At 40.0% G+C, this 24,468-nt stretch carries 22 protein-coding genes and 3 tRNA genes; 13 read left to right on the top strand and 12 right to left on the bottom strand.

Translation table 11 applies throughout. The features are described 5' to 3' along the window. The first annotated feature begins 137 nt into the window (after positions 1-137). Both gloA and rnt read left to right on the top strand, forming a co-directional pair. Positions 138-545, top strand: a complete 408-nt coding sequence (gene gloA, locus ACHB7C_RS02040; RefSeq protein ID WP_129465838.1) for a lactoylglutathione lyase — start codon at positions 138-140, stop codon at positions 543-545. A 127-nt stretch (positions 546-672) separates the two neighbouring features. Then, positions 673-1,317 carry a ribonuclease T gene (gene rnt, locus ACHB7C_RS02035; protein WP_042844024.1) on the top strand — a complete coding sequence of 215 codons (645 nt, stop codon included), beginning with the start codon at positions 673-675 and terminating at the stop codon, positions 1,315-1,317. 81 nt (positions 1,318-1,398) lie between these two features. Here the strand turns inward: rnt and ACHB7C_RS02030 are convergent, their stop codons facing one another. Continuing rightward, entirely contained in the window at positions 1,399-1,746 is a 348-nt protein-coding gene (locus ACHB7C_RS02030; RefSeq protein WP_042844025.1) for a Grx4 family monothiol glutaredoxin, read from the bottom strand. A gap of 470 nt (positions 1,747-2,216) precedes the next feature. Between ACHB7C_RS02030 and sodB the strand changes: the two genes are divergently transcribed. Both sodB and purR read left to right on the top strand, forming a co-directional pair. After that, complete coding sequence (gene sodB, locus ACHB7C_RS02025) at positions 2,217-2,795, top strand: superoxide dismutase [Fe] (RefSeq protein ID WP_042844026.1); 579 nt, start codon at positions 2,217-2,219, stop codon at positions 2,793-2,795. 435 nt (positions 2,796-3,230) lie between these two features. Continuing rightward, entirely contained in the window at positions 3,231-4,256 is a 1,026-nt protein-coding gene (gene purR, locus ACHB7C_RS02020) for an HTH-type transcriptional repressor PurR (RefSeq protein WP_042844027.1), read from the top strand. 9 nt (positions 4,257-4,265) lie between these two features. Here purR and punR read toward each other — a convergent pair whose 3' ends face one another. Beyond that, complete coding sequence (punR, locus tag ACHB7C_RS02015) at positions 4,266-5,171, bottom strand: DNA-binding transcriptional activator PunR (protein ID WP_042844028.1); 906 nt, start codon at positions 5,169-5,171, stop codon at positions 4,266-4,268. A 122-nt stretch (positions 5,172-5,293) separates the two neighbouring features. On the opposite strand from punR, the gene punC reads away from it, so the two are divergent. The 3 genes from punC (at position 5,294) to ACHB7C_RS02000 (ending at position 7,881) form a co-directional block, all read left to right on the top strand. Next, the gene (punC, locus tag ACHB7C_RS02010; RefSeq protein ID WP_048607018.1) at positions 5,294-6,517 is read left to right on the top strand and encodes a purine nucleoside transporter PunC; all 1,224 of its coding nucleotides are present in this window, start codon (positions 5,294-5,296) and stop codon (positions 6,515-6,517) included. Between the two features lie 308 nt (positions 6,518-6,825). Then, complete coding sequence (locus tag ACHB7C_RS02005; protein ID WP_395346254.1) at positions 6,826-7,584, top strand: helix-turn-helix transcriptional regulator; 759 nt, start codon at positions 6,826-6,828, stop codon at positions 7,582-7,584. 24 nt (positions 7,585-7,608) lie between these two features. Next, the gene (locus ACHB7C_RS02000; RefSeq protein WP_048607016.1) at positions 7,609-7,881 is read left to right on the top strand and encodes a putative quinol monooxygenase; all 273 of its coding nucleotides are present in this window, start codon (positions 7,609-7,611) and stop codon (positions 7,879-7,881) included. Between the two features lie 229 nt (positions 7,882-8,110). Here the strand turns inward: ACHB7C_RS02000 and ACHB7C_RS01995 are convergent, their stop codons facing one another. Beyond that, positions 8,111-8,773: a riboflavin synthase gene (locus tag ACHB7C_RS01995; RefSeq protein WP_042844031.1), complete on the bottom strand. Its 663-nt coding sequence runs from the start codon at positions 8,771-8,773 to the stop codon at positions 8,111-8,113. A 283-nt stretch (positions 8,774-9,056) separates the two neighbouring features. Here ACHB7C_RS01995 and ACHB7C_RS01990 point away from each other — a divergent pair, with 283 nt between their 5' ends. The 6 genes from ACHB7C_RS01990 (at position 9,057) to ACHB7C_RS01965 (ending at position 13,359) form a co-directional block, all read left to right on the top strand. Further along, positions 9,057-10,430: an MATE family efflux transporter gene (locus ACHB7C_RS01990; protein WP_048607015.1), complete on the top strand. Its 1,374-nt coding sequence runs from the start codon at positions 9,057-9,059 to the stop codon at positions 10,428-10,430. Positions 10,431-10,588: 158 nt separating this feature from the next. Continuing rightward, positions 10,589-10,665, top strand: a tRNA-Val gene (locus tag ACHB7C_RS01985). Between the two features lie 32 nt (positions 10,666-10,697). Further along, positions 10,698-10,774: transfer RNA gene (locus tag ACHB7C_RS01980), tRNA-Val, on the top strand. A 32-nt stretch (positions 10,775-10,806) separates the two neighbouring features. Next, positions 10,807-10,883 (top strand) — tRNA-Val (locus ACHB7C_RS01975). 405 nt (positions 10,884-11,288) lie between these two features. Continuing rightward, a complete protein-coding gene (gene pykF, locus ACHB7C_RS01970) occupies positions 11,289-12,701 on the top strand; it encodes a pyruvate kinase PykF (RefSeq protein ID WP_042844034.1) in 1,413 nt (470 codons plus the stop codon). Positions 12,702-13,122: 421 nt separating this feature from the next. Further along, complete coding sequence (locus ACHB7C_RS01965) at positions 13,123-13,359, top strand: major outer membrane lipoprotein (protein WP_004263789.1); 237 nt, start codon at positions 13,123-13,125, stop codon at positions 13,357-13,359. 94 nt (positions 13,360-13,453) lie between these two features. On the opposite strand, the gene ACHB7C_RS01960 is transcribed toward ACHB7C_RS01965, so the two are convergent. The 9 genes from ACHB7C_RS01960 to ACHB7C_RS01920 form a co-directional block, all read right to left on the bottom strand. Beyond that, entirely contained in the window at positions 13,454-14,521 is a 1,068-nt protein-coding gene (locus ACHB7C_RS01960) for a L,D-transpeptidase family protein (protein ID WP_048607013.1), read from the bottom strand. A gap of 237 nt (positions 14,522-14,758) precedes the next feature. Further along, positions 14,759-15,175 (bottom strand): cysteine desulfuration protein SufE, encoded by a 417-nt coding sequence (gene sufE / locus ACHB7C_RS01955; RefSeq protein WP_042844037.1) that lies wholly within the window; start codon positions 15,173-15,175, stop codon positions 14,759-14,761. Between the two features lie 36 nt (positions 15,176-15,211). Continuing rightward, positions 15,212-16,450 carry a cysteine desulfurase SufS gene (sufS, locus tag ACHB7C_RS01950; protein ID WP_042844038.1) on the bottom strand — a complete coding sequence of 413 codons (1,239 nt, stop codon included), beginning with the start codon at positions 16,448-16,450 and terminating at the stop codon, positions 15,212-15,214. Between the two features lie 5 nt (positions 16,451-16,455). Beyond that, positions 16,456-17,763 (bottom strand): Fe-S cluster assembly protein SufD, encoded by a 1,308-nt coding sequence (gene sufD / locus ACHB7C_RS01945; RefSeq protein ID WP_042844039.1) that lies wholly within the window; start codon positions 17,761-17,763, stop codon positions 16,456-16,458. Beyond that, on the bottom strand, positions 17,738-18,484 hold the full coding sequence (sufC, locus tag ACHB7C_RS01940) for a Fe-S cluster assembly ATPase SufC (RefSeq protein WP_042844040.1): 747 nt from the start codon (positions 18,482-18,484) through the stop codon (positions 17,738-17,740). Before sufC ends, sufD begins: the two co-directional genes overlap by 26 nt. Before the next feature lie 46 nt (positions 18,485-18,530). Further along, on the bottom strand, positions 18,531-20,030 hold the full coding sequence (sufB, locus tag ACHB7C_RS01935) for a Fe-S cluster assembly protein SufB (protein ID WP_042844041.1): 1,500 nt from the start codon (positions 20,028-20,030) through the stop codon (positions 18,531-18,533). Positions 20,031-20,046: 16 nt separating this feature from the next. Next, a complete protein-coding gene (gene sufA / locus ACHB7C_RS01930; protein WP_042844042.1) occupies positions 20,047-20,415 on the bottom strand; it encodes a Fe-S cluster assembly scaffold SufA in 369 nt (122 codons plus the stop codon). A gap of 410 nt (positions 20,416-20,825) precedes the next feature. After that, complete coding sequence (gene menI / locus ACHB7C_RS01925; protein WP_042844043.1) at positions 20,826-21,242, bottom strand: 1,4-dihydroxy-2-naphthoyl-CoA hydrolase; 417 nt, start codon at positions 21,240-21,242, stop codon at positions 20,826-20,828. Then, entirely contained in the window at positions 21,242-24,295 is a 3,054-nt protein-coding gene (locus tag ACHB7C_RS01920) for an FAD-binding and (Fe-S)-binding domain-containing protein (RefSeq protein WP_042844044.1), read from the bottom strand. The genes menI and ACHB7C_RS01920 overlap by 1 nt, the downstream gene beginning before the upstream one ends. Positions 24,296-24,468: the final 173 nt, after the last annotated feature.

Raw genomic sequence — 24,468 nt, 5'->3', positions numbered from 1 at the left:
GATATACTATGAAAATAAGCATCACTGCCGTTCGATTAAAAAATATACTACAACCATTGTATTTATCAATATAGACACGTTATATTAATAAATACAACGATTCAGGTTTTTTCTGGAAATTTTAAGAGGTTTATAATATGCGCTTACTTCATACTATGTTGCGTGTTACAGATATGCAGCGTTCAATCGATTTTTACACCAAAGTACTGGGCATGCGCCTGTTAAGAACCAGTGAAAATACTGAGTATAAATATTCTCTTGCTTTTGTTGGTTATAGTGATGAAAGCGAAGGCGCAGTCATTGAGCTAACCTATAATTGGGGTGTTGATCACTACGATATGGGGAATGCTTATGGTCATATTGCACTAGGTGTCGATGACGTTGCAAAAACTTGTGATGATATCCGCAATGCAGGTGGTAATGTTACTCGTGAAGCCGGCCCTGTAAAAGGGGGAACAACTGTTATCGCATTTGTTGAAGACCCTGATGGCTATAAAATTGAATTAATTGAAAACAAAAGTGCAAGTAAAGGCTTAGGTCACTAATTGACCTTTCAATTACAAAATTAAGGCTGCCAATTGGCTGCCTTAATTTTCTTCTATGTTTACCTACAAATTTTTACTGGTTTTGGCATAATACGAGCCAATCAGAAACTTATAATCGAAAGTCCTAATGTCTGAAAAAAATAATCCTAATGCCCTGGTTAACCGTTTCAGGGGTTATTACCCTGTTGTTATTGATGTTGAAACCGGTGGGTTTAATGCCAAAACTGACGGGCTGTTAGAAATCGCCGCGATTACCTTAAAAATGGATAAAGACGGCTGGCTGTCTATGGATGAAACATTGCATTTTCATATAGAGCCATTTGAGGGTGCAAACCTTGAGCCATCTGCGCTCGCCTTTACTGGCATTGACCCTACTAATCCATTACGTGGGGCCGTAAGTGAATACGAAGCATTACACGCAATATTTAAAGTGATCCGCAAAGGAATGAAGAACACGGATTGTAACCGCGCAATTATTGTTGCTCATAATGCAAATTTTGATCACAGCTTTGTTATGAATGCCGCAGAACGCGCGAGTTTAAAACGTAACCCATTCCACCCATTTGCAACCTTCGATACTGCAGCATTAAGTGGTTTAGTGTACGGCCAAACTATTTTAGCAAAAGCATGTGTCGCTGCAGGTATTCCATTTGATGGGAAACAAGCCCACGGTGCTCTGTATGATACTAACCGTACTGCCCTATTGTTTTGTGAGATTGTCAACAAATGGAAAAAGCTTGGTGGCTGGCCTATCGTTGAGAACGAAGAGTAATTGAATTACATATAAAAAAACCGTATTTGCTAAAATACCACTACGTTAGCTAAATACGGTTTTTTGTTATCTATCGCAATATTATTCTGCGCTAGTTTCGTCTGTTGGGCGATATTTATCCGCAGTTTCTTTAATCAATGATTGAAGTTCACCGCGCTGGAACATTTCCATGATAATATCACAGCCCCCAACCAGTTCCCCATCAACCCACAGTTGAGGAAAAGTTGGCCAATTTGCATATTTTGGCAGTTCTGCACGAATATCTGGGTTTTGTAGGATATCAACATAAGCAAAGCGTTCACCACAAGAAGACAGAGCTTGGACTGCTTGAGCAGAAAAACCACAGCTCGGAAGTTTTGGAGAGCCTTTCATGTATAATAAAATTGGGTTTTCTTTGATTTGGCGCTCGATTCTTTCAATTGTCGTCATTTTTACTTCCTTAGAACAAAGATGCTGGTTTTGCAGTCAGCCGACAAGCATGATTTACTGCGACTTAATAGAATGCATTGACCATTATAATGTGAAACTTAATTGTTTCATACAATATGCCAGTTTTACAGGGGCATTACTATAACATCCAAAAAACCAAAAAGGCACCTTTTCTATCTTCTGCTCACCTAAGTCAAACAAATAACTCGCTATTGTTTAAATTCGAAAAACTGGCGTTCTTCCTCACAAATACCCATACAATATAAATAGTTAATGATTTTGTTTTTTGCTAACATATAAGTAACATGATTACCGTTACCCTTTGTAAGGTTTATCGTGTTATCATTAATATATTAAATACCATCTCGCCAATGAGCGAAATGTTGATAACAAATTGCCATCTTTTAATTAGCTCATTTTAAGAGCAAACACCCGAAGTATTTTATACAAAAGCAATCAAGGAGTACGCAATGTCTTTTGAACTACCCGCTCTACCGTATGCTAAAGATGCTTTAGAACCATATATCTCTGCTGAAACCTTAGAATATCACTATGGCAAGCACCACAACACTTATGTTGTTAACTTAAACAACCTCATCAAAGGCACTAACTTCGAAGGTAAATCTCTAGAAGAGATCATCAAAACTTCTGACGCTGGGGTTTTTAACAATGCTGCTCAAGTTTGGAACCACACATTCTATTGGCATTGTTTAGCGCCAAATGCAGGTGGAGAACCAACAGGCAAAGTTGCTGATGCGATTAATAAAGCATTCGGTTCTTTCGCTGAGTTTAAAGCGCAATTTACTGACGCTGCGACCAAAAACTTTGGCGCAGGTTGGACATGGCTAGTGAAAAAAACCGATGGTAGCTTAGCTATCGTTAATACATCTAATGCTGCAACGCCAATTTCTGGTGAAGATAAGCCTGTATTAACAGTTGATATTTGGGAGCATGCTTACTATATCGATTACCGTAACGCGCGTCCTAAATACTTAGAAAACTTCTGGGCGCTAGTCAATTGGAAGTTTGTTGAAGAAAATTTAGCGTAGTGATATCTGTTGATTTCTAAATAGCTAAGGGCGAGATATCTCGCCCTTATTTTTTACGCACATTGCTATGAGTAAAAATAAAATCAAAAAATATGTGCAGCAATAAAAATAATCATTGCTAATGAACCCAACGCAGCCAGTAATCCATATTTAACATCTGTATCCATGAGTTCCTCTCATCTAAACGTAATTGAATTAGCGAATAACCATATTAACACAAAGGTTATTAAGTATATATATCCAAAAAAACAAAACTCGTGCCTATATCACATGTTATAACATCAATTATTTCTTTCGTTTTTGCGCTAGATCAGACAAAATCGACAACAAATCGCTAAATTATTGCCAGCAAAGGATCAATGCATCAATATGCTGGTAATTTTTTAACAAGAATGCTTATAGAGACCTATTGTTGGTCAGGAGTTTTTTTCCCCCATGGCAACGATTAAAGATGTGGCGAAACGCGCTGGCGTATCTACCACAACCGTATCCCATGTTATTAATAAAACGCGCTTTGTGGCTGATGATACTAAGGCTGCGGTCTGGGCTGCAATTAAAGAGCTCAATTATTCACCAAGTGCGGTTGCCCGTAGTCTAAAAGTTAATCACACTAAGTCGATTGGTTTGCTGGCAACCTCCAGTGAAGCACCCTATTTTGCTGAGGTAATAGAATCAGTTGAAAATAGCTGCTATGAAAAAGGCTATACACTAATCCTCTGTAATTCCCATAATAATTTGGGTAAACAAAAAGCCTATCTACAAATGCTTGCGCAAAAACGCGTGGATGGTTTACTCGTTATGTGCTCTGAATACCCAGATACTTTAATCAGTATGTTAGAAGATTATCGTAATATTCCAATGGTCGTTATGGATTGGGGTACGTCACGAGGTGATTTTACTGACAGTATTATCGACAACTCATTCCATGGCGGCTACCTTGCAGGGCGTTATTTGATTGACCGTGGCCACCGTGATATCGGTGTCATTCCTGGTTCACTCGAAAGAAATACAGGCATTGGTCGTTTAACTGGTTTCCAAAAAGCGATGGAAGAGGCCAAAATTACGTTAAAAGATGAGTGGATCGTCCAAGGGGATTTTGAGCCTGAATCAGGCTACAAAGCAATGATGCAAATCCTTAGCCATAAACAGCGCCCTACCGCGGTCTTCTGTGGTGGTGATATTATGGCAATGGGAGCGATTTGCGCCGCAGATGAGATGGGCCTGCGTGTACCGCAAGATATTTCAGTGATTGGCTATGATAATGTGCGTAATGCGCGCTATTTTACCCCTGCTCTAACGACTATCCACCAGCCAAAAGAGCGTTTAGGGCAAATGGCCTTTACAATGTTACTCGATAGAATTGTGAATAAGCGCGAAGATGCGCAAACTATCGAGGTACATCCACGGCTGGTTGAACGCCGCTCTGTTGCTGATGGGCCATTTATTGATTACCGCCGATAACTTAGCAACCTAAGTTGAAAGCCATTCCGCGTTAAGTGTTTCAGTATCACCGAGGTAATCTAATAACCAACTTAACGCTGGAGATGTGTTTTTTTCAACCCAAGTTAGGCAGCAAGGGCTTGGTGGAAATGGTTGTACTAATGCCAATTCCACTAACTTCCCTTCCTCGCATAAAGGGGTTGCGCGGTGTTCGGGCACCATGCCCACACATAGCCCATTGACTAAACATGCCAAACCATTTTCCCAATAAGGCACAACAAGACGCCGCTGGTTATCAAGGGCCCATGTGTCTCTTTTGGGTAAATTACGGGAGGTATCTTCTAAGCATAAACTGGGGTATTCACGCATTTGTTCATCCACCAACTTACCTTCTATTTTGGCTAATGGGTGCTCAGGGCTCGCAACACACATCCAAGACATGAAACCCATATCACGAAAACTGTATCTTTCACCAATGGGGGAAGCACGTGTTGCGCCAATCGCCACATCAACACGACCATCAGCTAAAGCATCCCAAACACCATTAAACACTTCAGGGTGAATATACAGTTCAATATCAGGAAAATGACGATAGAAATCTAGAATGAGTTGTTCTGTGCGCTGCGGTTTGACAATGCAGTCAACTGCGATACTAAATTGACCACGCCAACCATTTGCGACTTGTTGGCATTGATGTCTGGTATCTGTCATTTTTTTGATAACAGAACGACTTTGTTTAATAAATATTGCCCCCGCCTCGGTAAGAACTACATCACGATGGCGACGTTCAAATAAAGGGACAGCAAGCCATTCCTCAATTTGTTTTACCGTATAGCTAATCGCAGATGGAACACGGTGCAACTCATCGGCAGCACCACTAAAACTTCCCGTACGAGCCACTGCATCAATGACTTCGAGCGCATGAGCTGACCACATAACATCTCCTTTCAAAAATTTTGATAGCAAGATCCAAATATTACCGTTTCACAACATAAAAAAATAGCCTATACAATAGAACTACTGTTAACATTTTTTTAAATATCAAATAAGTAATAATTATGACGAATACTGTGAAAAAAAATTCCCCTGGGTTTATGATTTACCTTGCAGGGTTAAGCATGCTGGGGTTTTTAGCGATTGATATGTATCTACCTGCTTTTGGGGCAATGCAAAACTCACTGCATACCACAGAAGGGGCTATCAGCGCTTCTCTCAGTATATTTTTAGCTGGTTTTGCTTTTGCTCAGCTTCTATGGGGACCATTATCAGACAAACTTGGTCGTAAACCTGTGCTTATCGTTGGGTTGGCTATTTTCATTTTAAGCAGCCTAGCTATTTTTTGGGTTGAAACTGCGACACAACTCTTAACTTTGCGTTTTCTACAAGCTGTCGGTGTCTGTTCTGCGGCCGTTTTATGGCAAGCTCTCGTTATTGACCGCTATGATGAAGCAAGCACGCAAAAAGTTTTTGCCTCTATTATGCCATTAGTCGCTTTATCCCCTGCTTTGGCGCCTTTATTAGGTGCTTGGGTTTTAGAACACCAAACTTGGGAAGCCATTTTTCTGATCCTCATGGCCGTAGGTATATTACTTTTATTACCAACGTTATTTTTGAAGAATGTTTCTGTCAAAAACATCACGGATGAAAAACAACCCAAAACTAAAGTCTCTTTTGCTAACTTGTTAAGTTCACCTATTTTTAGTGGTAATGTACTTGTTTATGCCTCTTGTAGTGCTGGCTTTTTCGCTTGGTTAACGGGCTCGCCATTTATTTTGCGGAATATGGGGTTTAACCCAGCAGATATAGGCTTAAGTTATATCCCTCAAACCTTAGCTTTCATTGTTGGTGGCTATGGCTGTCGTATTGTATTAGCAAAAGTTCGCGCTGAAACTTTATTCCCTCTATTATTGACGGGTTATGCAGTAAGCATGGCAATCTTATTCATTATAGCTATCTACAGTACTCCGTCACTAACTATGATTTTGATCCCATTTTGCTTTATGGCGGCGATGAATGGGGCTTCCTATCCAATCGCTGTTTCGAAAGCATTAAATGCATTCCCGAGTGCAAGTGGTAAAGCGGCGGCATTACAAAATGCCTTGCAATTAGGGTTATGTTTTTTAGCCAGCTTGCTCGTTTCTGCTCTTACTTTCGACCCACTTCTGGCAACAACGGGGGTAATGGCTGCAACCATCATTCCAATGACGATTGGTTATTTTATGCAACGTTGTTCCAGCAATAGTGAAAAAGCGCTAAAACATGCCGATTGCCAAGCCGATTGATAACAACATATGATTCACTTTAAACCATGCCGCAAGCTTAGCGGCATGGTTTTCGTTTATTAACCAATAAAAATACTCCCAACTTCTCACCGCGAATATTCAGTTATTCATGACAAATAATCTTATCTGTTATTTAGATACTCAAAGACTAAAAACTGTATCTACTTCATATATTTCTAATATTTAAAGCGTATTTCACTAAAATAGAGGGATTTTATTTTTTTATCTACTAAGATATAGATTTTCTATAGTTAATTTTCTTGTTAGAAAGCGTTATCATTGCCATATCAAATAATGAGTGCTCAAGAATGATGTTGAAACAGTATTATCCACCAGATGAATTAAAATCCTTTGTTAGTTCAATTTTGATCATTAAAGAATTTTCAGGAACAATTAAAATTTTTCCAGGAACTGGTGCTGAAATTTGGGTTTCATCAGATTCTTTTTGCATGTCAACAGAAAAACATTCAACAACAGACTCTTTCCAATTAATTATTCCTAGAGTCAATACATTCACGGCTAATCCTAACCATTCAAAAGTAATGGTGTTGCGTATACGCCATGATGCACTGCGCTTTTTACTTCCCCTTAGTACGTTTAATTACACTGATAGGCCTATGGCTCTGAGTGAAATATGGCAAGATCGCTGGTTTGAGTCCTTAGTCAACTCATCATTTAAAGAACTTTTAGATTGCTTCAATCGAACTAAAGCCAATAAAAAGCCTCATTTTATCGATGACATTTTAGAATTGCTGTATCGCAACCCTACAAAAAAAATAACAGAACTTGCTGAAGAAACAGGATTACATGTACGGGTTATTCAAAAAGAGTTTTTAAAAGAGTATGGCATTACCCCAAAACGTTATCAGATCAATTGCCGCTTAGAGCATGTTTTGAAGAGTATGGTAGTAGAACAAGATACATACCGATGGTTTGAAACAGGCTATTATGATCAGTCCCACTTTTATCGCGATTTTAAAAGATACTTTACTATGACCCCGTCGGCATTTTTAAAATCAGAGTATTCGCTTTTTTACAATACAAAAACTAAGTACCCATTAAGATAGTTCTTAATACATAAGGAGAAAGGAATGAGTATTGTTGTGTATGCCCAAATTACGACGGAAAAATCAGATGGGTATTTGACGCGAGAAATCGTTCGTGACTTAGCAAAATTAAGTCGCCGAGAGAAAGGATGCATTCAATATGATCTTATGGCTAAAGAAAATGGTTACATTGTTTTCGAAGAGTGGGAAAATACTCAAGCGCTAGAGATGCATAAAAATAGTCCACATTTCAAACGTCTAGTCGATGCAATTGAGCGTGATAACGCTAGTTTTTCAGTCAACTTCAGTGAAAAATAACTAGTTGACGTTTAAGGTTAGCCATTAATAAAAATTTCACCCTCTTTTATTAATTTTAACTTATTGTAATTAGCAGAATTGTAGAATTAGATTATTAAACACGCCCGATAAATTAATTCCCCCTTCGTAATTGACCTTGGCTATAGCACCATAAACCGCTGCTATAGCCTAATTAGATAAAGTAATCAAACCTAACTAACAGCTTAAGACCCCTTAAAGGTAATATTTACTAAGGCTCATTAGCTTCTATTGTTTCATTAGTTTGTTGTAAAAACTTTTCTTGTTCTTTTTGGTTCAAAACACGTTCAACCGTATCAACGATTGCCTGAGTCTGAGGATCGATTTCAATATTCACTTTGTCCCCTAAACGTTTTTGACCTAATGTAGTTCGCTCCAAAGTCTCTGGGATCAAATGCACACAAAAACGATTATTGATGACATCACCTACAGTTAAGCTGATACCATCTATGGCAACAAACCCTTTATGTAAAATATATTTCATCAATGATTTATCGTGAATCGCCAACCAAATTTGATGGTTATCTTCTGAGGTGAAAATTTTACTGATTTCTGCAGTTGTCATAATATGACCAGAAACAACATGCCCCCCAATTTCATCACCGTATTTAGCAGCACGTTCAATATTAACCACATCCCCTTCTTTTAGTGCGCCAAGGTTGGTTAAACGTAATGTTTCTTTAATGAGATCAAAGCTAACCTTTTCACCATCAATTTTTGTCACTGTAAGGCAACAGCCGTTATGTGCAACAGATGCCCCTGTTTCTAAGCCGACTAATAATTCAGGGGTAAATTTCATTACATGAGTACGAAAATTAGCTCTTTCAGTGATTTCTATAATAGGAGCTGTAGCTTGGACAATGCCTGTAAACATAATAAATCTCAGTGTAGTGAATTAATGACTTCAGTTTACATAAGAATTCTTAGAGATCTATCTTATTTGAGTGATAAGCGACAGACCAATTCACTGGCAAACTAGCGATATAACCAGCACCTAGGTTTAAAAATGCTTTTTTATTACATTCAATTATATCATTATTGGATTCTCTCTAGAAAAGGGATAGAATGAGCGGTTTTTATTAAAGCTTATACTTTAAGTAAATCATTTATTTTTCTAGTTTTTTTCCTATTACTCGTTTTATTATGAAGGTGTATGCGTGCAGAAATATTTTACAGAAGCGCGTAGCTTGCTGGCACTCGGTATTCCTATTGTTTTAGCTCAATTTTCACAAACTGCAATGGGGTTTGTGGATACTATTATGGCTGGAAGCGTTAGTGAAATAGAGATGTCCGCAGTTGCAGTTGGGGTTTCAATCTGGCTGCCCGCTATTCTTTTTGGGCAAGGGCTATTGATGGCATTGACGCCTATTGTCGCTCAAATGAATGGGTCAGGTCGCCGAAATTTAATTGGCGATCAGGTTCAGCAAGGTCTATGGCTTGCATTGTTCTTAGCGTTGGGCATTATGTGTTTGCTCTATAATAGCCAGTTAATCATTCATAACATGCCGCACATTGATGCTGAATTAGCCGATAAATCAGTGCGATTCTTACATGCAATCATGTGGGGAGCGCCAGGATACCTATTTTATCAAGTCTATCGTAGCCAATGTGAAGGTTTATCGAAAACGAAACCGGGGATGGTTATTGGTTTTCTTGGTTTGATGGTGAATATTCCTATCAATTATATCTTTATTTATGGGCACTTTGGAGCACCTGCACTAGGTGGTGTCGGTTGTGGTGTTGCGACAGCTACAGTGTATTGGGCTATGTGCATAATGATGAGATGGTATGTGAAACGAGCGCATTCTCAGCGTGATATTCGCCCTACTCTAGTTTTTACATCGCCAAATCCATTAATTTTAAAGCGCATCATTGTATTAGGTACTCCTATTGGTTTAGCTCTGTTCTTTGAAGTCACATTATTTGCTGTTGTTGCACTATTAGTTGCACCGTTAGGTGTCATAGCCGTTGCCGGTCACCAAGTTGCTCTTAATTTTAGCTCAGTGATGTTTATGTTCCCATTATCATTAGGGATCGCTGCAACAATCCGGGTTGGTTATAATTTAGGGCAAAAATCTACCGAGGCCGCTAAAGTTTCATCTTACACTAGCTTAGCGGTTGGCTTAATGGTGGCTTGTATTACTGCTATTTTAACTATCGTATTCCGTGAGCCAATTGCGATGATGTATAACAAAAACCCGGAAGTTGTGGCTTTAGCGTCTAGTTTGATGCTATATGCCGCAATTTATCAATTATCAGATTCCGTACAAGTTATTGGTGCTGGTATCCTACGGGGTTATAAAGATACACGTTCTATTTTCTTTATTACTTTTACTGCTTACTGGCTACTAGGATTACCTGCAGGCTATATCTTAGCCTTAACCGATATTGTTGCTCCAGCCATGGGGCCTAAAGGGTTTTGGATTGGTTTTATAATTGGCTTAAGCGCAGCAGCCATTGGTATGGCAACACGGATTATGTGGCTTCATAAACAATCTGAAGAGTTTATTTTAGTTCGTTCGACTCGCTAATTGACGGTTTTTTAAGCTTTTAACTGTACGGGAAGATGTATTTCGCATCAGATAGTTTTAAATACGAGCAAACTATCGCAAAAATACATTTTCCCCTTGCCAGATGCGCATCATAACGTTAATATTCGTTCCCGTTGTCAGCTAGATAATTTTTCAATGCGTCCGTAGCTCAGTTGGTTAGAGCACCACCTTGACATGGTGGGGGTCGGTAGTTCGAGTCTACTCGGACGCACCATTTCTAGTGAACAACGCTTGTTAATTTTCAATGCGTCCGTAGCTCAGTTGGTTAGAGCACCACCTTGACATGGTGGGGGTCGGTAGTTCGAGTCTACTCGGACGCACCATTTCAAGTTAACTCAAAGCATACTCTTTCAGTGCGTCCGTAGCTCAGTTGGTTAGAGCACCACCTTGACATGGTGGGGGTCGGTAGTTCGAGTCTACTCGGACGCACCATTTTGCTAACCTCCTCCTATTGATTCTAATATTTTCCTTGATTGTCTGTCGATCTTCCCTTACTTTGTTGCGCAACAAAATAAATCGCAAACTATTTACTGAGTATTTGATCTGAGTGACGACTTCTTTCAATTTAAGAAAATTTGATTTGTCTCACAGTTTTTTGTTGTCTATAATACTCATGCTGGCTGAAAGGTTTCAACAGCAATAAATCAGTGTGTTAGCTTTAATTGAATTTGTCATCTACACTATAATAAGAATCAAAATGAGATAAATTTTAGCGTAAAATGAATTAACCACCAGACTGTCGCCTATTCTTATAAATGAGTTGCGCAACACATTTTATCATGCGCACTAAGCATCGGCGACAATACCGATTTCCTTTATAACCTTAGATAGACTGCCATGAAAAAAACCAAAATTGTTTGTACTATCGGTCCAAAAACCGAATCAGAAGAAAAACTGACCCAACTCCTTGATGCTGGCATGAACGTTATGCGCCTCAACTTCTCTCACGGTGACTATGAAGAACATGGTCAACGTATCAACAATCTTCGCTCTGTGTGCGCAAAAACTGGTAAACAAGCAGCTATCCTGCTGGACACAAAAGGTCCTGAAATTCGTACCATGAAATTAGAAGGTGGTAACGACGTCTCTCTTGTTGCCGGTCAAACCTTTACTTTTACGACAGATACTTCCGTTATCGGCAATAAAGATAAAGTTGCTGTCACTTATGCAGGGTTAACTTCTGATTTAGAAGTAGGCAATACTGTATTAGTCGATGATGGCTTAATTGGCATGAAAGTCACTAGCATCACTGCTACTGAAGTTATTTGCGAAGTCTTAAATAACGGTGACCTCGGTGAGAAAAAAGGGGTTAATCTACCCGGCGTTTCAATTGGCTTACCCGCATTAGCCGAAAAAGATAAAGAAGACTTAGTTTTTGGTTGCCAACAAGGTGTGGATTTTGTAGCTGCCTCTTTTATCCGTAAACGTTCTGATGTAGAAGAAATTCGTGCTCACCTGAAAAAACACGGCGGCGAAAACATTCAAATTATCTCTAAAATTGAAAATCAAGAAGGTCTAAATAATTTTGATGAAATTTTAGAAGCATCTGATGGCATCATGGTTGCACGTGGTGATTTAGGGGTAGAGATCCCTGTTGAAGAAGTTATTTTCGCGCAAAAAATGATGATTGAGAAATGTGTTGCAGCACGTAAAGTGGTTATTACTGCGACCCAAATGTTAGACTCAATGATCAAAAACCCGCGCCCGACTCGTGCAGAAGCAGGGGATGTTGCAAACGCGATTTTAGATGGTACCGATGCAGTGATGCTATCAGGTGAAAGTGCAAAAGGTAAATATCCTGTAGAAGCTGTCACTATTATGGCAACGATTTGTGAGCGCACTGATAGTGTGATGCAAACTCGCATCGATAACCAAAAACCAAGCCAGCGTTTACGTGTTACTGAAGCGGTATGCCGTGGCGCAGTAGAAATGTCTGAAAAATTAGATGTTCCTCTGATTGTTGTTGCAACATACGGCGGTAAATCAGCAAAATCGGTTCGTAAATATTTCCCAACCGCACCTATTCTTGCATTAACAACTAACGAAGAAACTGCTCGTCAGTTATTATTAGTCAAAGGCGTGATCCCGATGATTGTTGGTGGGTTTACTTCTACTGACGACTTCTATCGTGAAGGTAAACGTGCAGCGTTAGAAAGTGGTTTAGCGGTTTCAGGTGATGCTGTTGTTATGGTATCCGGCGCATTAGTACAAAGCGGTACGACCAATACTTCATCTGTTCATGTGCTCTAAATAAACTCTCATAAGTTGTATGCAAAAAGGCCGATGGTAATTAATTTAACCATCGGCCTTCTTATTTAAAGTTAACATTTTGTGCTGTCCTGAAGTAACTATTTACTTATTTTGTACCCCCAAGTAAATATTCTCTTATCATTATTAGTGTAAAATCAAAAAAAGCCCTTAAATTGGTCAAATAACCGCCATCATTGTTCTTGATTTAAATTTTTCTTCTTTTTCCTAGTACTAATATTAAAGTATTTCTAGCAAAACTTTATATTTAGTACTAGCATAAGACTAAGTAAGTGCCATACCCTAATTTTCATTAGGTTGTTTTAAAGGGATATAGCAAGCTTTAAGATAACAGTCTTGGCTCTATTGTTTGGTGACTTGCTTTTTTATATTTTCAAGATAAATCAATCTAGAGGGTAAAATAATGATTCGTACTAAAATTGTACTGGGCTCTATCGTATTAGCTTCAGCATTACTAGCGGGTTGTTCTAACAGCACTGAAGTGCAAAAACTCTCTTCAGACGTACAAACTCTGAATGGTAAAGTTGATCAACTGAGCAACGACGTTCAGTCTCTGCGTTCTGACGTACAGACAGCTCAAGAAGAAGCAGCTCGCGCTAACCAGCGCTTGGACAACCAAGTTCGCACTTACAAAAAATAAGTTCGATTTGGTCGTTATTTAGTCGAAAAGACGCTTCTTTGAAGCTAGTAGCATTTATGAGGGCCTATGAAAATAGGCCCTTATTTTATTGAAATTATTGCGTTATTGCAGAAGAGCGGTACTTAGCCGGTAGCAATGCACCAACTTTACCATCATAGATAGGTTCAGGTTGTGAGATACTAAAGGGTTCAATAGGAACTAAACCTTGCTGTGTTTGGCTTTCAGTATCAGGAATACTATTGCCTTGATCATTATTGACCCTCACAGGCATACCAGAACGCCTTGCCAGTTCTTTTTCTACTAAGCCCTTGTCAACCCCTTCATTTTCTAAAAAACGCTTGAAATCGTCAGACAATTTGATTGGCATCGTTTGTGGGTCATCACTGCTTGTCCGAGATAACGGTTGATGTACTTCAATATAATAGCTTCCATCCGCTTCTTTAGAATATTTCACCGGTTGGTCAATAACTTGGACCCGTGTTCCTTTTGGTACCGTTTTGAATAATGCTTCAATATCATCAGGCCGTAAGCGAATGCATCCCGAACTAACTCTCATGCCAATACCAAAATCTGCATTAGTACCATGAATTAAATATTCACCTCGACCATAAGATAACCGTAACGCATATAGCCCCATCGGATTTTCTGGTCCCGCAGGAACTACCGCAGGCAAAGTTATCCCCTCTTTGGCATAATTTTTACGAATGTTTGCTGTTGGTGTCCATGTAGGGTCTTTAATTGATTGGCTGACAGATGTCACCATTTCAGGCGTGTCACGCCCCAATTGACCAATACCTATTGGGTAAACAATAACATTTTCACTATTCGCAGGGTAATAATATAAACGAAGCTCAGCGAGGTTAATGACAATCCCCGTTCTTGGTGTAGCGGGTAATAGCATTTGTGCGGGGATGATCAGTTCCTTGCCCGCTTCAGGAAGGTAAGGGTCTGTCCCAGGGTTTGCTTCTAACATACCCAATAAGCCTATTTGGTAATCACTGGCGATAGCTTCTAACGGGCGCCCATCATTTGGTACAACATACGTCAGGTTTTCCCCGATTAGGCGTGTATTACTGTCAGGTAATGGATACTCTTTTGCCTGAGCCGGAGCCAACAAGGCACTCATGACAAACAAACTTGCCGCCGTCAAAACTCTTTTCATACCTACTCCAAGGAAAATGGTGTTCTTACAATAATGCAATGATTATTGCTCATAATAGCAACTATCTTGCATATCTTTAATACTAAATAAATATTTTAGTTAATAATTAGCACTGAGCTAATCCATAATAATTAGTCTAATAATAATAACTTAATTAAATACATGAGTTTAGAGTAGCATAGAAAAGAAAAAAGATTGGCGAGGAGAAAGGGAGCAAACTGTACTCCCCTGATATTATTATGCTAATTGACCTGCACGAGCTAAAATTGAGCGGATCATGGCATTTAAGCCTTGTGTACGTGAAGGGGTTAAATGCTGCTCCAATGCTAATTGCTCAAAAAAAGACTTAACATCGAGCCCTAATATTTGTTGCGCGGTTTTGCCTTGAAAAAGAATAATGACAATTGCCACTAGCCCTTTAACTATTGCTGCATCGCTGTCACCAGCAAACATAATAGCCCCGTCCGATTGCTTTTGCATGTCAATCCAAACCTGACTTTGGCAACCTGCAATCAAATTATTATCACTTCTTTGTGCTTCAGTTAAGTCAGGTAAACGTCCACCAAGTTCAATCATATATAAATAGCGTTCTTCCCAATCCTGACAACGGGAAAAGTTACGTAATAACTTATGTTCATCGGGTAATGCGGGCATACTGATTTCCTTTACCAAAACAATCTGTTTTATGTGCTAGCCTAACAATTTTTTAATTCGCTGTAACGCACTGAATAAAGAATCGATTTCTTCTTTGGTCGTGTAAATCCCCACAGAAGCTCGGCACATAGCAGGAACATGATAGTGTTCCATTAATGGTAAAGCACAATGGTGCCCTGTACGTATCGCTATTCCATATCTATCAAGAAAAGACCCGACATCATAAGCATGGTGTTGCCCTAAATTAAATGCCAGTACCCCTTCCCGTTTATCATTACCATATAATGTGACTGACGGTATTTCTTGCAGTTTTTCCGATGCGTATGCCATCACTTGAGCTTCATGAGCAAATACATCCGCCAAATTTAGTGCATTCAAATAATCAAATGCCGCCCCTAAACCTATAATGGCACTAACATTCGGGGTACCTGCTTCAAAACGCCATGGGGCATCAGCAAATGTGATACCTTTGGTCAAGCTGACTTGGCGGATCATCGCCCCACCGCCTTCCCATGGTGGCATATTATCAAGGACCGCTTTTTTACCGTAAAGTACCCCAATCCCTGTCGGCCCATATAATTTATGGCCGGAAAAAACGTAAAAATCACAGTCTAAGGCTTGTACATCAACTTGCTGATGCATAGCACCCTGCGCACCATCAACAAGAATGGCAATCTCACTCCCTTTCGAAGCCGCAATAGCCCTTGCTTGTTTGATGATATCTTGTACAGGGTTAACCGTTCCTAATACATTGGAAATATGCGCAAAACTCAATAAACGAGTGCGAGCATCAATAAATTCATTGAGTGAATCTAGCTGCAACCTTCCATCATCAGAAATCGGAATAACACGGATCTCGAAACCGATTTCTTCAGCCAACATATACCAAGGAACAATATTCGCATGATGTTCCATTTCCGTGATAACTATATTATCCCCTTCATGGAAATACTTGCGGCCAAAGCTATTTGCAACAAGATTAATGCCTTCCGTGGTGCCTTTTACAAAGACAATTTCTTCATTTGATGCAGCATGGATAAAATTAGCCGCTTTTTGGCGCACTTCTTCCATCATCGTGGTTGCATTAGCACTGAGAGTATGAATTCCACGGTGTACCGCAGCATAGTGATGCAACGTGAACTCACTTTCTTTCTCAATAACTTGCAGCGGTTTCTGTGCACTAGCGGCAGTATCTAAATACACCAAAGGATGATTATTGATTAGTTGAGATAAGGCAGGAAAGTCCTGCCTTACTGAAGCTACATTGAACAGCATAGGTATTAAACCTCCGCTAAGCGCTGGCGGATGTTTGCCATCACAGCGTGTTTTAATTCTTCCGATTCAATAGATTCTGTTAATTCAGCAGCAAATGCGATAATAATCATATGTTTTGCTGCTTTGCCATCGATTCCCCTTGAACGCAGATAAAATAATTGCTCATCATCGATTCGACCAACTGTTGCACCGTGACCGCATTTTACATCATCAGCATAAATTTCAAGTTGTGGCTTAGTATCAATTTCTGCTTTTTCCCCTAACAATAATGTATTGTTAGTCATTTGACCGTCTGTTTTCAACGCATTTGGCGCAACTTTAATCATACCATTAAACACGGCCTTGCTATTGTCCATAGCAATGACTTTATGCCACTGCTGGCTGTTACAGTAGCCTTTGTTATGCTCAAGATAGGTTCGAGTATCTGCAATTTCACTGCCCTTCGGTAATAGCAAACTATTAAGTTCGAAATCGCTATTTTCCCCATCAAGACGTGCGCTAGTATGGTTACGGGTTAATGAGGCACCGAGTAAAAAACTACTGCTTTTTACTCTGCTATCGCGCCCAACAATAATATCATTGTGCGCAAAATGCTGGGCTTGTTCATTTTCTACATTCAATTTGAAATGGCTAAAATCAGCATTATCACCCACTTCAACGGTTAAACGACTTCCCGTCATGTGAGCTTGACCATTTAAGCTTACAAAATGTTCAATTACCTGTGCTTTACTATTGGCTTCTAAACTTAAGTGGTAACGATATTGGCTAAGATTTGTTGCTTGTGTACCTTGATTACCACTAGAGATATTCAATAAATAAAGTGGTTTTTCAGCAATTTTATTCGCCGATAAAGAAATTACCAACGGTTGCACCGCTAAACTTTCGGTTAAATGTAAAAAAATTTCACTATTAACTGGAGATGGCAGCAAATCTTGGTTATCGAGTAAAGCGACTTGGAATGGCCCCATATCGATAGAACTTAACGCAGAACTATAACGACCATCAACTAACACAATGCGGTATGCATCAATGTGTAGAGCTAAGGCTTCGCATTCCGCTGCAGCAACATCTGCTTCACTAAAACGATACTCCGTTTCTAATACACTATTTAATGGCGTGTAATGCCAGTCTTCATGACGAAATGTAGGTAAACCGACATGCTTTGCCATTTCCCAATGGGTTTTAGCATGTTGTGAGTTCGCCCCATGACGCTGTTCATATAATGTCGCAAAACGTGACATTGCGCGCTCATTGAGCGCAGCAACTTGAGCACGTTTCTCTGCTTTCTCACTGTTGGTCAATAAGCCAGCCATAACCTTGCTCCTCAAGTTTTTTCGCTAAACTGAAATCACCCGATTTGATGATTTTCCCTTGATAAAGCACATGGACAAAATCTGGCTTCACATAATCCAAAATACGCTGATAGTGAGTCACAATTATGAATGAGCGATCAGGCGAACGCAGAGAGTTAACCCCATTTGCCACAATTTTCAACGCATCGATATCCAAGCCTGAATCCGTTTCATCTAAGATACACAGTTGCGGCTCAAGTGCTGCCATTTGCAAGATATCATTACGTTTTTTCTCACCACCAGAGAAGCCTACATTCACTGAACGCGCCAGTAAGTCTTCGGGCATTTCCAATAGTTTGATTTTATCTTCGATAAAGTCTTGGAAATCAAAGCGATCTAAAGCTTCTTGCTGACGATATTCTCTTACCGCATTCACCGCCGTTTGTAGGAAAAACTGATTACTTACACCAGGAATTTCAACGGGATATTGAAAGGCTAAAAAGACGCCCTCACCTGCACGCTCTTCAGGGTCTAGCTCAAACAGGTCTTTACCTTTAAATGTCACTTCACCACTGTCAACTTCATATTCTTCACGGCCTGCGAGAGTGGCTGACAATGTACTTTTACCAGAACCATTCGGCCCCATGATGGCGTGGACTTCCCCTGGTTTTACTTCCAGAGATAACCCTTTTAAAATCTCATTCCCTTCTACACTCACGTGTAAGTTTTTAACACTTAACATATTCACATGCCTTTAGCGCTTAAGCGCAAATAAACTCATATTAGGATCAGCCAACGCTGTGTTCTAAGCTGATCGCCAGCAATTTTTGTGCTTCTACGGCAAATTCCAACGGAAGCTCCGAGAACACATCCTTACAGAAACCATTTACAATCATTGAAATGGCATCATCTTCGCTAATGCCACGTTGTAAACAGTAAAACAGCTGGTCTTCCCCTATACGTGAGGTTGTTGCTTCATGTTCTAATTGTGCCGTATTATTTTTTACTTCCACATAGGGAAAAGTATGTGCTCCGCATTGTGTCCCTATTAACATAGAGTCACACTGGGTAAAGTTACGCGCGTTATGAGCACTCGGTAAAATTTTCACTAATCCGCGATAACTGTTCTGACTTTTACCTGCTGAAATCCCCTTGGAAATAATTGTAGAACGCGTATTTTTCCCAATATGGATCATTTTCGTTCCAGTATCAGCTTGTTGATTACCATTGGTTAATGCAACGGAGAAAAATTCACCTACTGAGTTATCACCTTTGAGAATAACACTTGGGTATTTCCATGTAATAGCAGAACCGGTCTCAGACTGTGTCCATGACATTTTAGAATTTTCACCTTCGCATAATGCACGTTTAGTCACGAAGTTTAAAATCCCACCCGTTTCGCTATCACCACCAGAAAACCAATTTTGCACCGTTGAATACTTCACTTCTGCATCTTTGTGAATAATCACTTCAACCACAGCAGCATGGAGCTGGTAGCTATCACGGACAGGCGCTGAACACCCTTCGATATAACTCACGTAGCTCCCTTCATCAGCGATGAGAATAGTACGTTCAAATTGGCCTGTTTTCGCCGCATTAATCCTAAAATAGGTTGAAAGCTCCATAGGACAATGCACCCCTTTCGGGACATAAACAAACGTACCATCTGATGCAACCGCAGCATTGAGTGCCGCAAAAAAGTTGTCATGACTTGATACAACAGTACCTAGGTATTTTTGTACCAGTTCTGGATATTCTTGGATCGCTTCACTAAACGAACAAAAAATAACGCCATGTTTGGCAAGGTCATCACGATATGTCGTCGAAACGGAAACCGAGTCAAAAATAGCATCAACCGCGACGGCTTTCCCTTCACGAACCGGAACACCTAGTTGATTAAACGCTTCTTCAACTTCTGCCGTTAAATAACTATTGGTTTCAGCAACACCAGTACCTTGAGTTGCACCTGATTGAGAACCGCACGTATCATCACACGCACCACATGATGGTGCAGAGTAATAGCTATAATCTTGATAATCTAAGCTTGGATAATTCGCCTTAAGCCAATGTGGCTCCTCCATGCCTTTCCAATGATTAAAAGCATCGAGGCGGAATTGTAGCATCCACTCTGGTTCATTACGTTTTGCTGAAATGGCGCGGATCACATCTTCGTTGATCCCTTTTTCCATTTCATCCGTTGCGACTTCAGTAAAGAAGCCTTCTTTATAACGCTGGTCATCAAGCCAGCTTTGAACATCATCGCCAACTTCTACATTGCTCTGTGACATAATCTGACTTCACATGTTAAACGCCGAAGCTTTCACCACACCCACAGGCATGTTGTGCTTTCGGGTTATTGAATTTGAAAATTTGATTCAGCCCTTCTTGGACAAAATCAACGACTGTACCATCAATAAATGGCATTGCTTCTTTTGGCACATAAAGACGTGCGCCATCGAGTTCAAATAACAGGTGTTGGTCTGTTGGGTTTTCGATCATTTCAAATACATAACCGAAACCTGCGCAGCCAGACTGTTTTACGCCCAGTGAAAGCCCTTTCGTATTTGGGTTTTGCACCATCAATTTTTTGATTTGTTTTGCAGCGCTTTGTGTCAGGCTAACTCCCTGCCAACTGTTTTCATCAAATGAAAATGTCTCTACACCGTCAGTCATATTGACCCCACATTTCTTATGGCTTTTCAGCCTGTTATCAGGAGATTAACTCTGTCTACCCTATGGTAATGATTAGCTATTCTACTTCAACCATTTGTTTTAAGAGGTTATAGCTATTTTAGTTCTTTTTTTATTCATTATGAGCTTATCGAATCACCAATAATGTCTTTCTTATCACTTAACTTATTGAAATAAGAAAAATAAAATAGAACTATTTTTTTATTTGATTTTGTACTGAATAATACAATTAAATGACACAAATTAATAAAGATGTATTTATTATACAACTTTATTAATGCGATAAAAAACGAATTTACGGATAAAACAGCAGATAAAAACACTACTAATAGGAAGGTTATTGGTGGCTTTTAGCTACTCAAAGCCTACAAGCCACCTAAGCATAGCTGTGATTATTCAAATAATACCGCAGTCGTTAGACGGGAAGTACAACACAGTTTTCCTTGTTCATTGAATATTTCAATATTCCAAACTTGCTGGCGACGCCCTAAGTGAATAGGTTTGCAAATGCCTTTAACAACCCCCGAACGCGCTGCACGGACATGGTTTGCATTAATTTCTAGACCAACCACTCTTTGCTCACCTTCCGTACATAAATAACCCGCTATTGACCCTAAAGACTCAGCAAGCACCACTGAAGCGCCACCATGAAGTAAACCAAACGGTTGTTTAGTTCGCTCATCAACAGGCATTGTTCCCTCTAAATAATCATCACCAAATGCTGTGATCTCAATACCAATATGCCCTAACATGCACGTTTTTGACATTTCAGCTAATTGTTGCAAATTAAATTGACGTTTCCAAATCATTAAACTATCTCCAACAGTGCTTGAATCGGGTGTTTTATAACTGTATTTTCCATACGCTTCACTTGGCTACGGCAAGAATAACCGGGGCTTAAGCAACGCTCTTTTGGTAAAGAGGCCATCGCTCCTTTCCAAGATAAGTTATAAATTCCTTTGGAATTTTCAAGGTTTGCCACTTCATGACCGTAAGTTCCCGCCATTCCACAGCAACCCACACTGACATTATTCAGTTTGTGGCCAAAACGTGCAAATAAGCTTGCCCATTGGCTCGCACTATTTGGTAAAGCCGTTGATTCCGTACAATGCCCAAAAAAGTACCAAGGCTCAGCTGCATTTACTTTGGCATTTTGTGGTGCAGGTAAACTCACTAACCATTCATGAGCCAACATTACAGTAAACTGGCACTGTTCTTTTCCTAAAATTTCATGGTATTCATCGCGATAACATAAAACTAATGCAGGGTCGACGCCAACCATGGGTAACTTTAATTTTGCTACGCGATTTAAAAAGTCTGCGGTTCTACGTGCTGTTTTCGCAAATTTTGCCAAAAAACCCTTAATATGCTGCGCCTTACCATTCGGTGAAAATGGTAATAAAACAGGTTTATAGCCCAATTTTTCAATTAATCGCACAAAATCTGCGACCACTTTCGCATCGTAATAGCTGGTGAAAGGGTCTTGTACTACCAACACGTATTTTTCGCGCTGAGCAGCCCCCATACCTTCTAGTTGCTCGAGTGTTACTGACACCGCAGTATGCCCCAAAAGCTCTTGTTTCAATGTAGGCTGAGAAAATAAGGGTAAATCAACCATACCTATCGTGTGTTGGCTAAGCTTTTGCACTATTGGCTGACGTAAAAAGAAATTAAATACACCTGGTACCTTAGAGAATAATGGTGCACTGCTCTCTACGTTAGCAACAATATGATCACGCACAGGGCGTAAGTAGCGACCGTGATATAAGGCTAAAAATTTCGCTCTAAATGAAGGTACATCAATTTTGATTGGGCACTGTGTTGAGCAGGCTTTGCAAGCAAGGCACCCGGCCATTGATGCTTTTACTTCGTGAGAAAAATCGTAATCTCCTTGCTTTGCCCGCCAAGTATTACGCGTTTTCTCAATTAAACCGCGTAAGGAAGGTGAGTCTTGCTTAATGCCCTTTTCGAGGTAGTCCGGAGTCACTCCTTGATCTGCTAATAGCCTTAACCATTCTCGAACAAGTGTTGCACGACCTTTAGGTGAATGAATGCGCTGACCACTCACTTTCATCGACGGGCACATAGGGCTTTTAACATCAAAATTAAAACATAGCCCATTCCCATTACACTCCATGGCTCCCCGAAATTGCTCGCGAACCTGAACAGGGATTTGCCTATCATAAGTGCCTCGTTTGATATCATCGACCTGTTTCATTGGAGCATCAAGCCCTGCTGGAGGGCAAATCTTCCCAGGGTTCAAACGGTTGTCTGGGTCAAATGCCGCTTTGATGTTACGTAATTCGCTATACAGTACGTCCCCAAAAAACTCAGGGCTATATTGTGCGCGAAAACCTTTACCATGCTCTCCCCACAGCAACCCACCATATTTAGCTGTTAATGCAACAATTTCATCAGAAATTTGTTTCATCAATATTTCTTGTTGTGGATCACACATATCTAGAGCTGGCCGAACATGTAATACCCCCGCATCGACATGACCAAACATGCCATAATTCAGATTATGGCCATCGAGTAGCGCTCGGAACTCAACAATATAATCAGCTAGATGCTCTGGTGGTACACAAGTATCTTCTACAAATGGAATTGGTTTTGCCGCACCTTTACTATTACCTAACAAGCCAACTGCCTTTTTACGCATATTATAAATGCGAGTTATATCATCAAGGTCATGACAAGTTTGATAGCCAATCACACCCGCTTGATTATTTGCCATTAACTCATCAAGTCGTTGGCACAAACTGTCTGTCAGCTGGTTAATTTCACTTTCATCATCGCCACTAAATTCAACGATATTAAGACCTAACATTTCTTTATTAGGAATATCAGTAATTAATGCTTTTACAGAGTGCCAAACGATATCTTCACGGGCTAGATTCAGCACTTTAGAATCGACGGTTTCAACAGATAATGCTTTAGCATCAACCATAAAAGGGGCATTACGCAGTGCTGACTCAAAAGAGTCATATTTTACGTTAACCAGCCTGCGTACTTTTGGCAATGGCGTGATATCAAGGGTGGCTTCAGTAATAAACGCTAAAGACCCCTCTGAACCCGTCAAAATGCGGGTAAGGTCAAATTCAGTTAATTCATCATTAAAAACATGACGTAAGTCGTAGCCTGTCAGAAAACGATTTAACTTTGGGAACTTTTCTTCAATTAATGGCCGCTGTTCTAAGCAGCGTTCTAGTACCGTTTTATAAATACGCCCGACAATAGAATCCTCGGACGCAATCGATTGGGCGAGTTCGATAGGCATAGCACGAGTATCAATGCACTCCCCCCCTAATACCATGGCTTTAACACCTAAAACGTGGTCGGATGTTTTACCGTAGACTAATGAACCTTGCCCTGATGCATCGGTGTTGATCATTCCCCCCAAGGTTGCACGGTTACTGGTCGATAGCTCAGGAGAGAAGAAATAACCATAAGGTTTTAAAAATTGGTTTAACTGATCTTTGATTACGCCAGCTTCAACTTTGACCCAACCTTGCTCGGGGTTTATTTCTAAAATACGATTCATATAGCGGGACATATCCACGACAATCCCTTCTGTTAAGGATTGCCCGTTAGTCCCTGTACCACCACCTCTTGGCGTAAAGCTAAGTTCACGATATTTGGATTGCCCGGCTACGCGTGTAATAATTTGTACATCTGCACTAGAACGCGGGAAAACAACCGCTTGAGGCAATAGTTGATAAATACTGTTGTCTGTCGCCATGGATAACCGTTCAGCGTAGCTGGTACCGTTATCACCAGTAAAACCTTGTTCTTGTAGCTCATGCAAGAACTCAATGACTAATTGACTAAGATGAGGAGCTTCTGATATACGCGGGATCATTATTAACGATGACTCTTGTTGTTTAGTGTTCGCATTACTCGTTATGTACTATCTTTACTTTAAGTTGCACAATAGCGTCTCAGGTTTATGACTTATTACCTTCACAGCTAGTAAAAACGGTACAGCCGCTGATGACATTGTCATAATGAACCATATCACAATATTGTTTTTTT

This window comes from Providencia sp. 2024EL-00732 (assembly GCF_044006275.1).
Lineage (GTDB): Bacteria > Pseudomonadota > Gammaproteobacteria > Enterobacterales > Enterobacteriaceae > Providencia > Providencia huashanensis.
This window is presented reverse-complemented; position numbering and strand designations above follow the sequence as displayed.

What these genes read in the sequence shown, in the direction of transcription:
- punC (WP_048607018.1), top strand. Translation starts at nt 5,294, where the DNA reads ATGACGAATACTGTGAAAAAAAATTCCCCTGGGTTTATGATTTACCTT.
- ACHB7C_RS02030 (WP_042844025.1), bottom strand. Translation starts at nt 1,746, where the DNA reads ATGACGACAATTGAAAGAATCGAGCGCCAAATCAAAGAAAACCCAATT.
- menI (WP_042844043.1), bottom strand. Translation starts at nt 21,242, where the DNA reads ATGATTTGGAAACGTCAATTTAATTTGCAACAATTAGCTGAAATGTCA.
- ACHB7C_RS02000 (WP_048607016.1), top strand. Translation starts at nt 7,609, where the DNA reads ATGAGTATTGTTGTGTATGCCCAAATTACGACGGAAAAATCAGATGGG.
- ACHB7C_RS01995 (WP_042844031.1), bottom strand. Translation starts at nt 8,773, where the DNA reads ATGTTTACAGGCATTGTCCAAGCTACAGCTCCTATTATAGAAATCACT.
- sufA (WP_042844042.1), bottom strand. Translation starts at nt 20,415, where the DNA reads ATGACTGACGGTGTAGAGACATTTTCATTTGATGAAAACAGTTGGCAG.
- gloA (WP_129465838.1), top strand. Translation starts at nt 138, where the DNA reads ATGCGCTTACTTCATACTATGTTGCGTGTTACAGATATGCAGCGTTCA.
- ACHB7C_RS01920 (WP_042844044.1), bottom strand. Translation starts at nt 24,295, where the DNA reads ATGATCCCGCGTATATCAGAAGCTCCTCATCTTAGTCAATTAGTCATT.
- rnt (WP_042844024.1), top strand. Translation starts at nt 673, where the DNA reads ATGTCTGAAAAAAATAATCCTAATGCCCTGGTTAACCGTTTCAGGGGT.
- punR (WP_042844028.1), bottom strand. Translation starts at nt 5,171, where the DNA reads ATGTGGTCAGCTCATGCGCTCGAAGTCATTGATGCAGTGGCTCGTACG.
- ACHB7C_RS01960 (WP_048607013.1), bottom strand. Translation starts at nt 14,521, where the DNA reads ATGAAAAGAGTTTTGACGGCGGCAAGTTTGTTTGTCATGAGTGCCTTG.
- sufC (WP_042844040.1), bottom strand. Translation starts at nt 18,484, where the DNA reads ATGTTAAGTGTTAAAAACTTACACGTGAGTGTAGAAGGGAATGAGATT.
- sodB (WP_042844026.1), top strand. Translation starts at nt 2,217, where the DNA reads ATGTCTTTTGAACTACCCGCTCTACCGTATGCTAAAGATGCTTTAGAA.
- sufD (WP_042844039.1), bottom strand. Translation starts at nt 17,763, where the DNA reads ATGGCTGGCTTATTGACCAACAGTGAGAAAGCAGAGAAACGTGCTCAA.
- sufE (WP_042844037.1), bottom strand. Translation starts at nt 15,175, where the DNA reads ATGCCCGCATTACCCGATGAACATAAGTTATTACGTAACTTTTCCCGT.
- ACHB7C_RS01965 (WP_004263789.1), top strand. Translation starts at nt 13,123, where the DNA reads ATGATTCGTACTAAAATTGTACTGGGCTCTATCGTATTAGCTTCAGCA.
- sufB (WP_042844041.1), bottom strand. Translation starts at nt 20,030, where the DNA reads ATGTCACAGAGCAATGTAGAAGTTGGCGATGATGTTCAAAGCTGGCTT.
- purR (WP_042844027.1), top strand. Translation starts at nt 3,231, where the DNA reads ATGGCAACGATTAAAGATGTGGCGAAACGCGCTGGCGTATCTACCACA.
- pykF (WP_042844034.1), top strand. Translation starts at nt 11,289, where the DNA reads ATGAAAAAAACCAAAATTGTTTGTACTATCGGTCCAAAAACCGAATCA.
- sufS (WP_042844038.1), bottom strand. Translation starts at nt 16,450, where the DNA reads ATGCTGTTCAATGTAGCTTCAGTAAGGCAGGACTTTCCTGCCTTATCT.
- ACHB7C_RS02005 (WP_395346254.1), top strand. Translation starts at nt 6,826, where the DNA reads ATGATGTTGAAACAGTATTATCCACCAGATGAATTAAAATCCTTTGTT.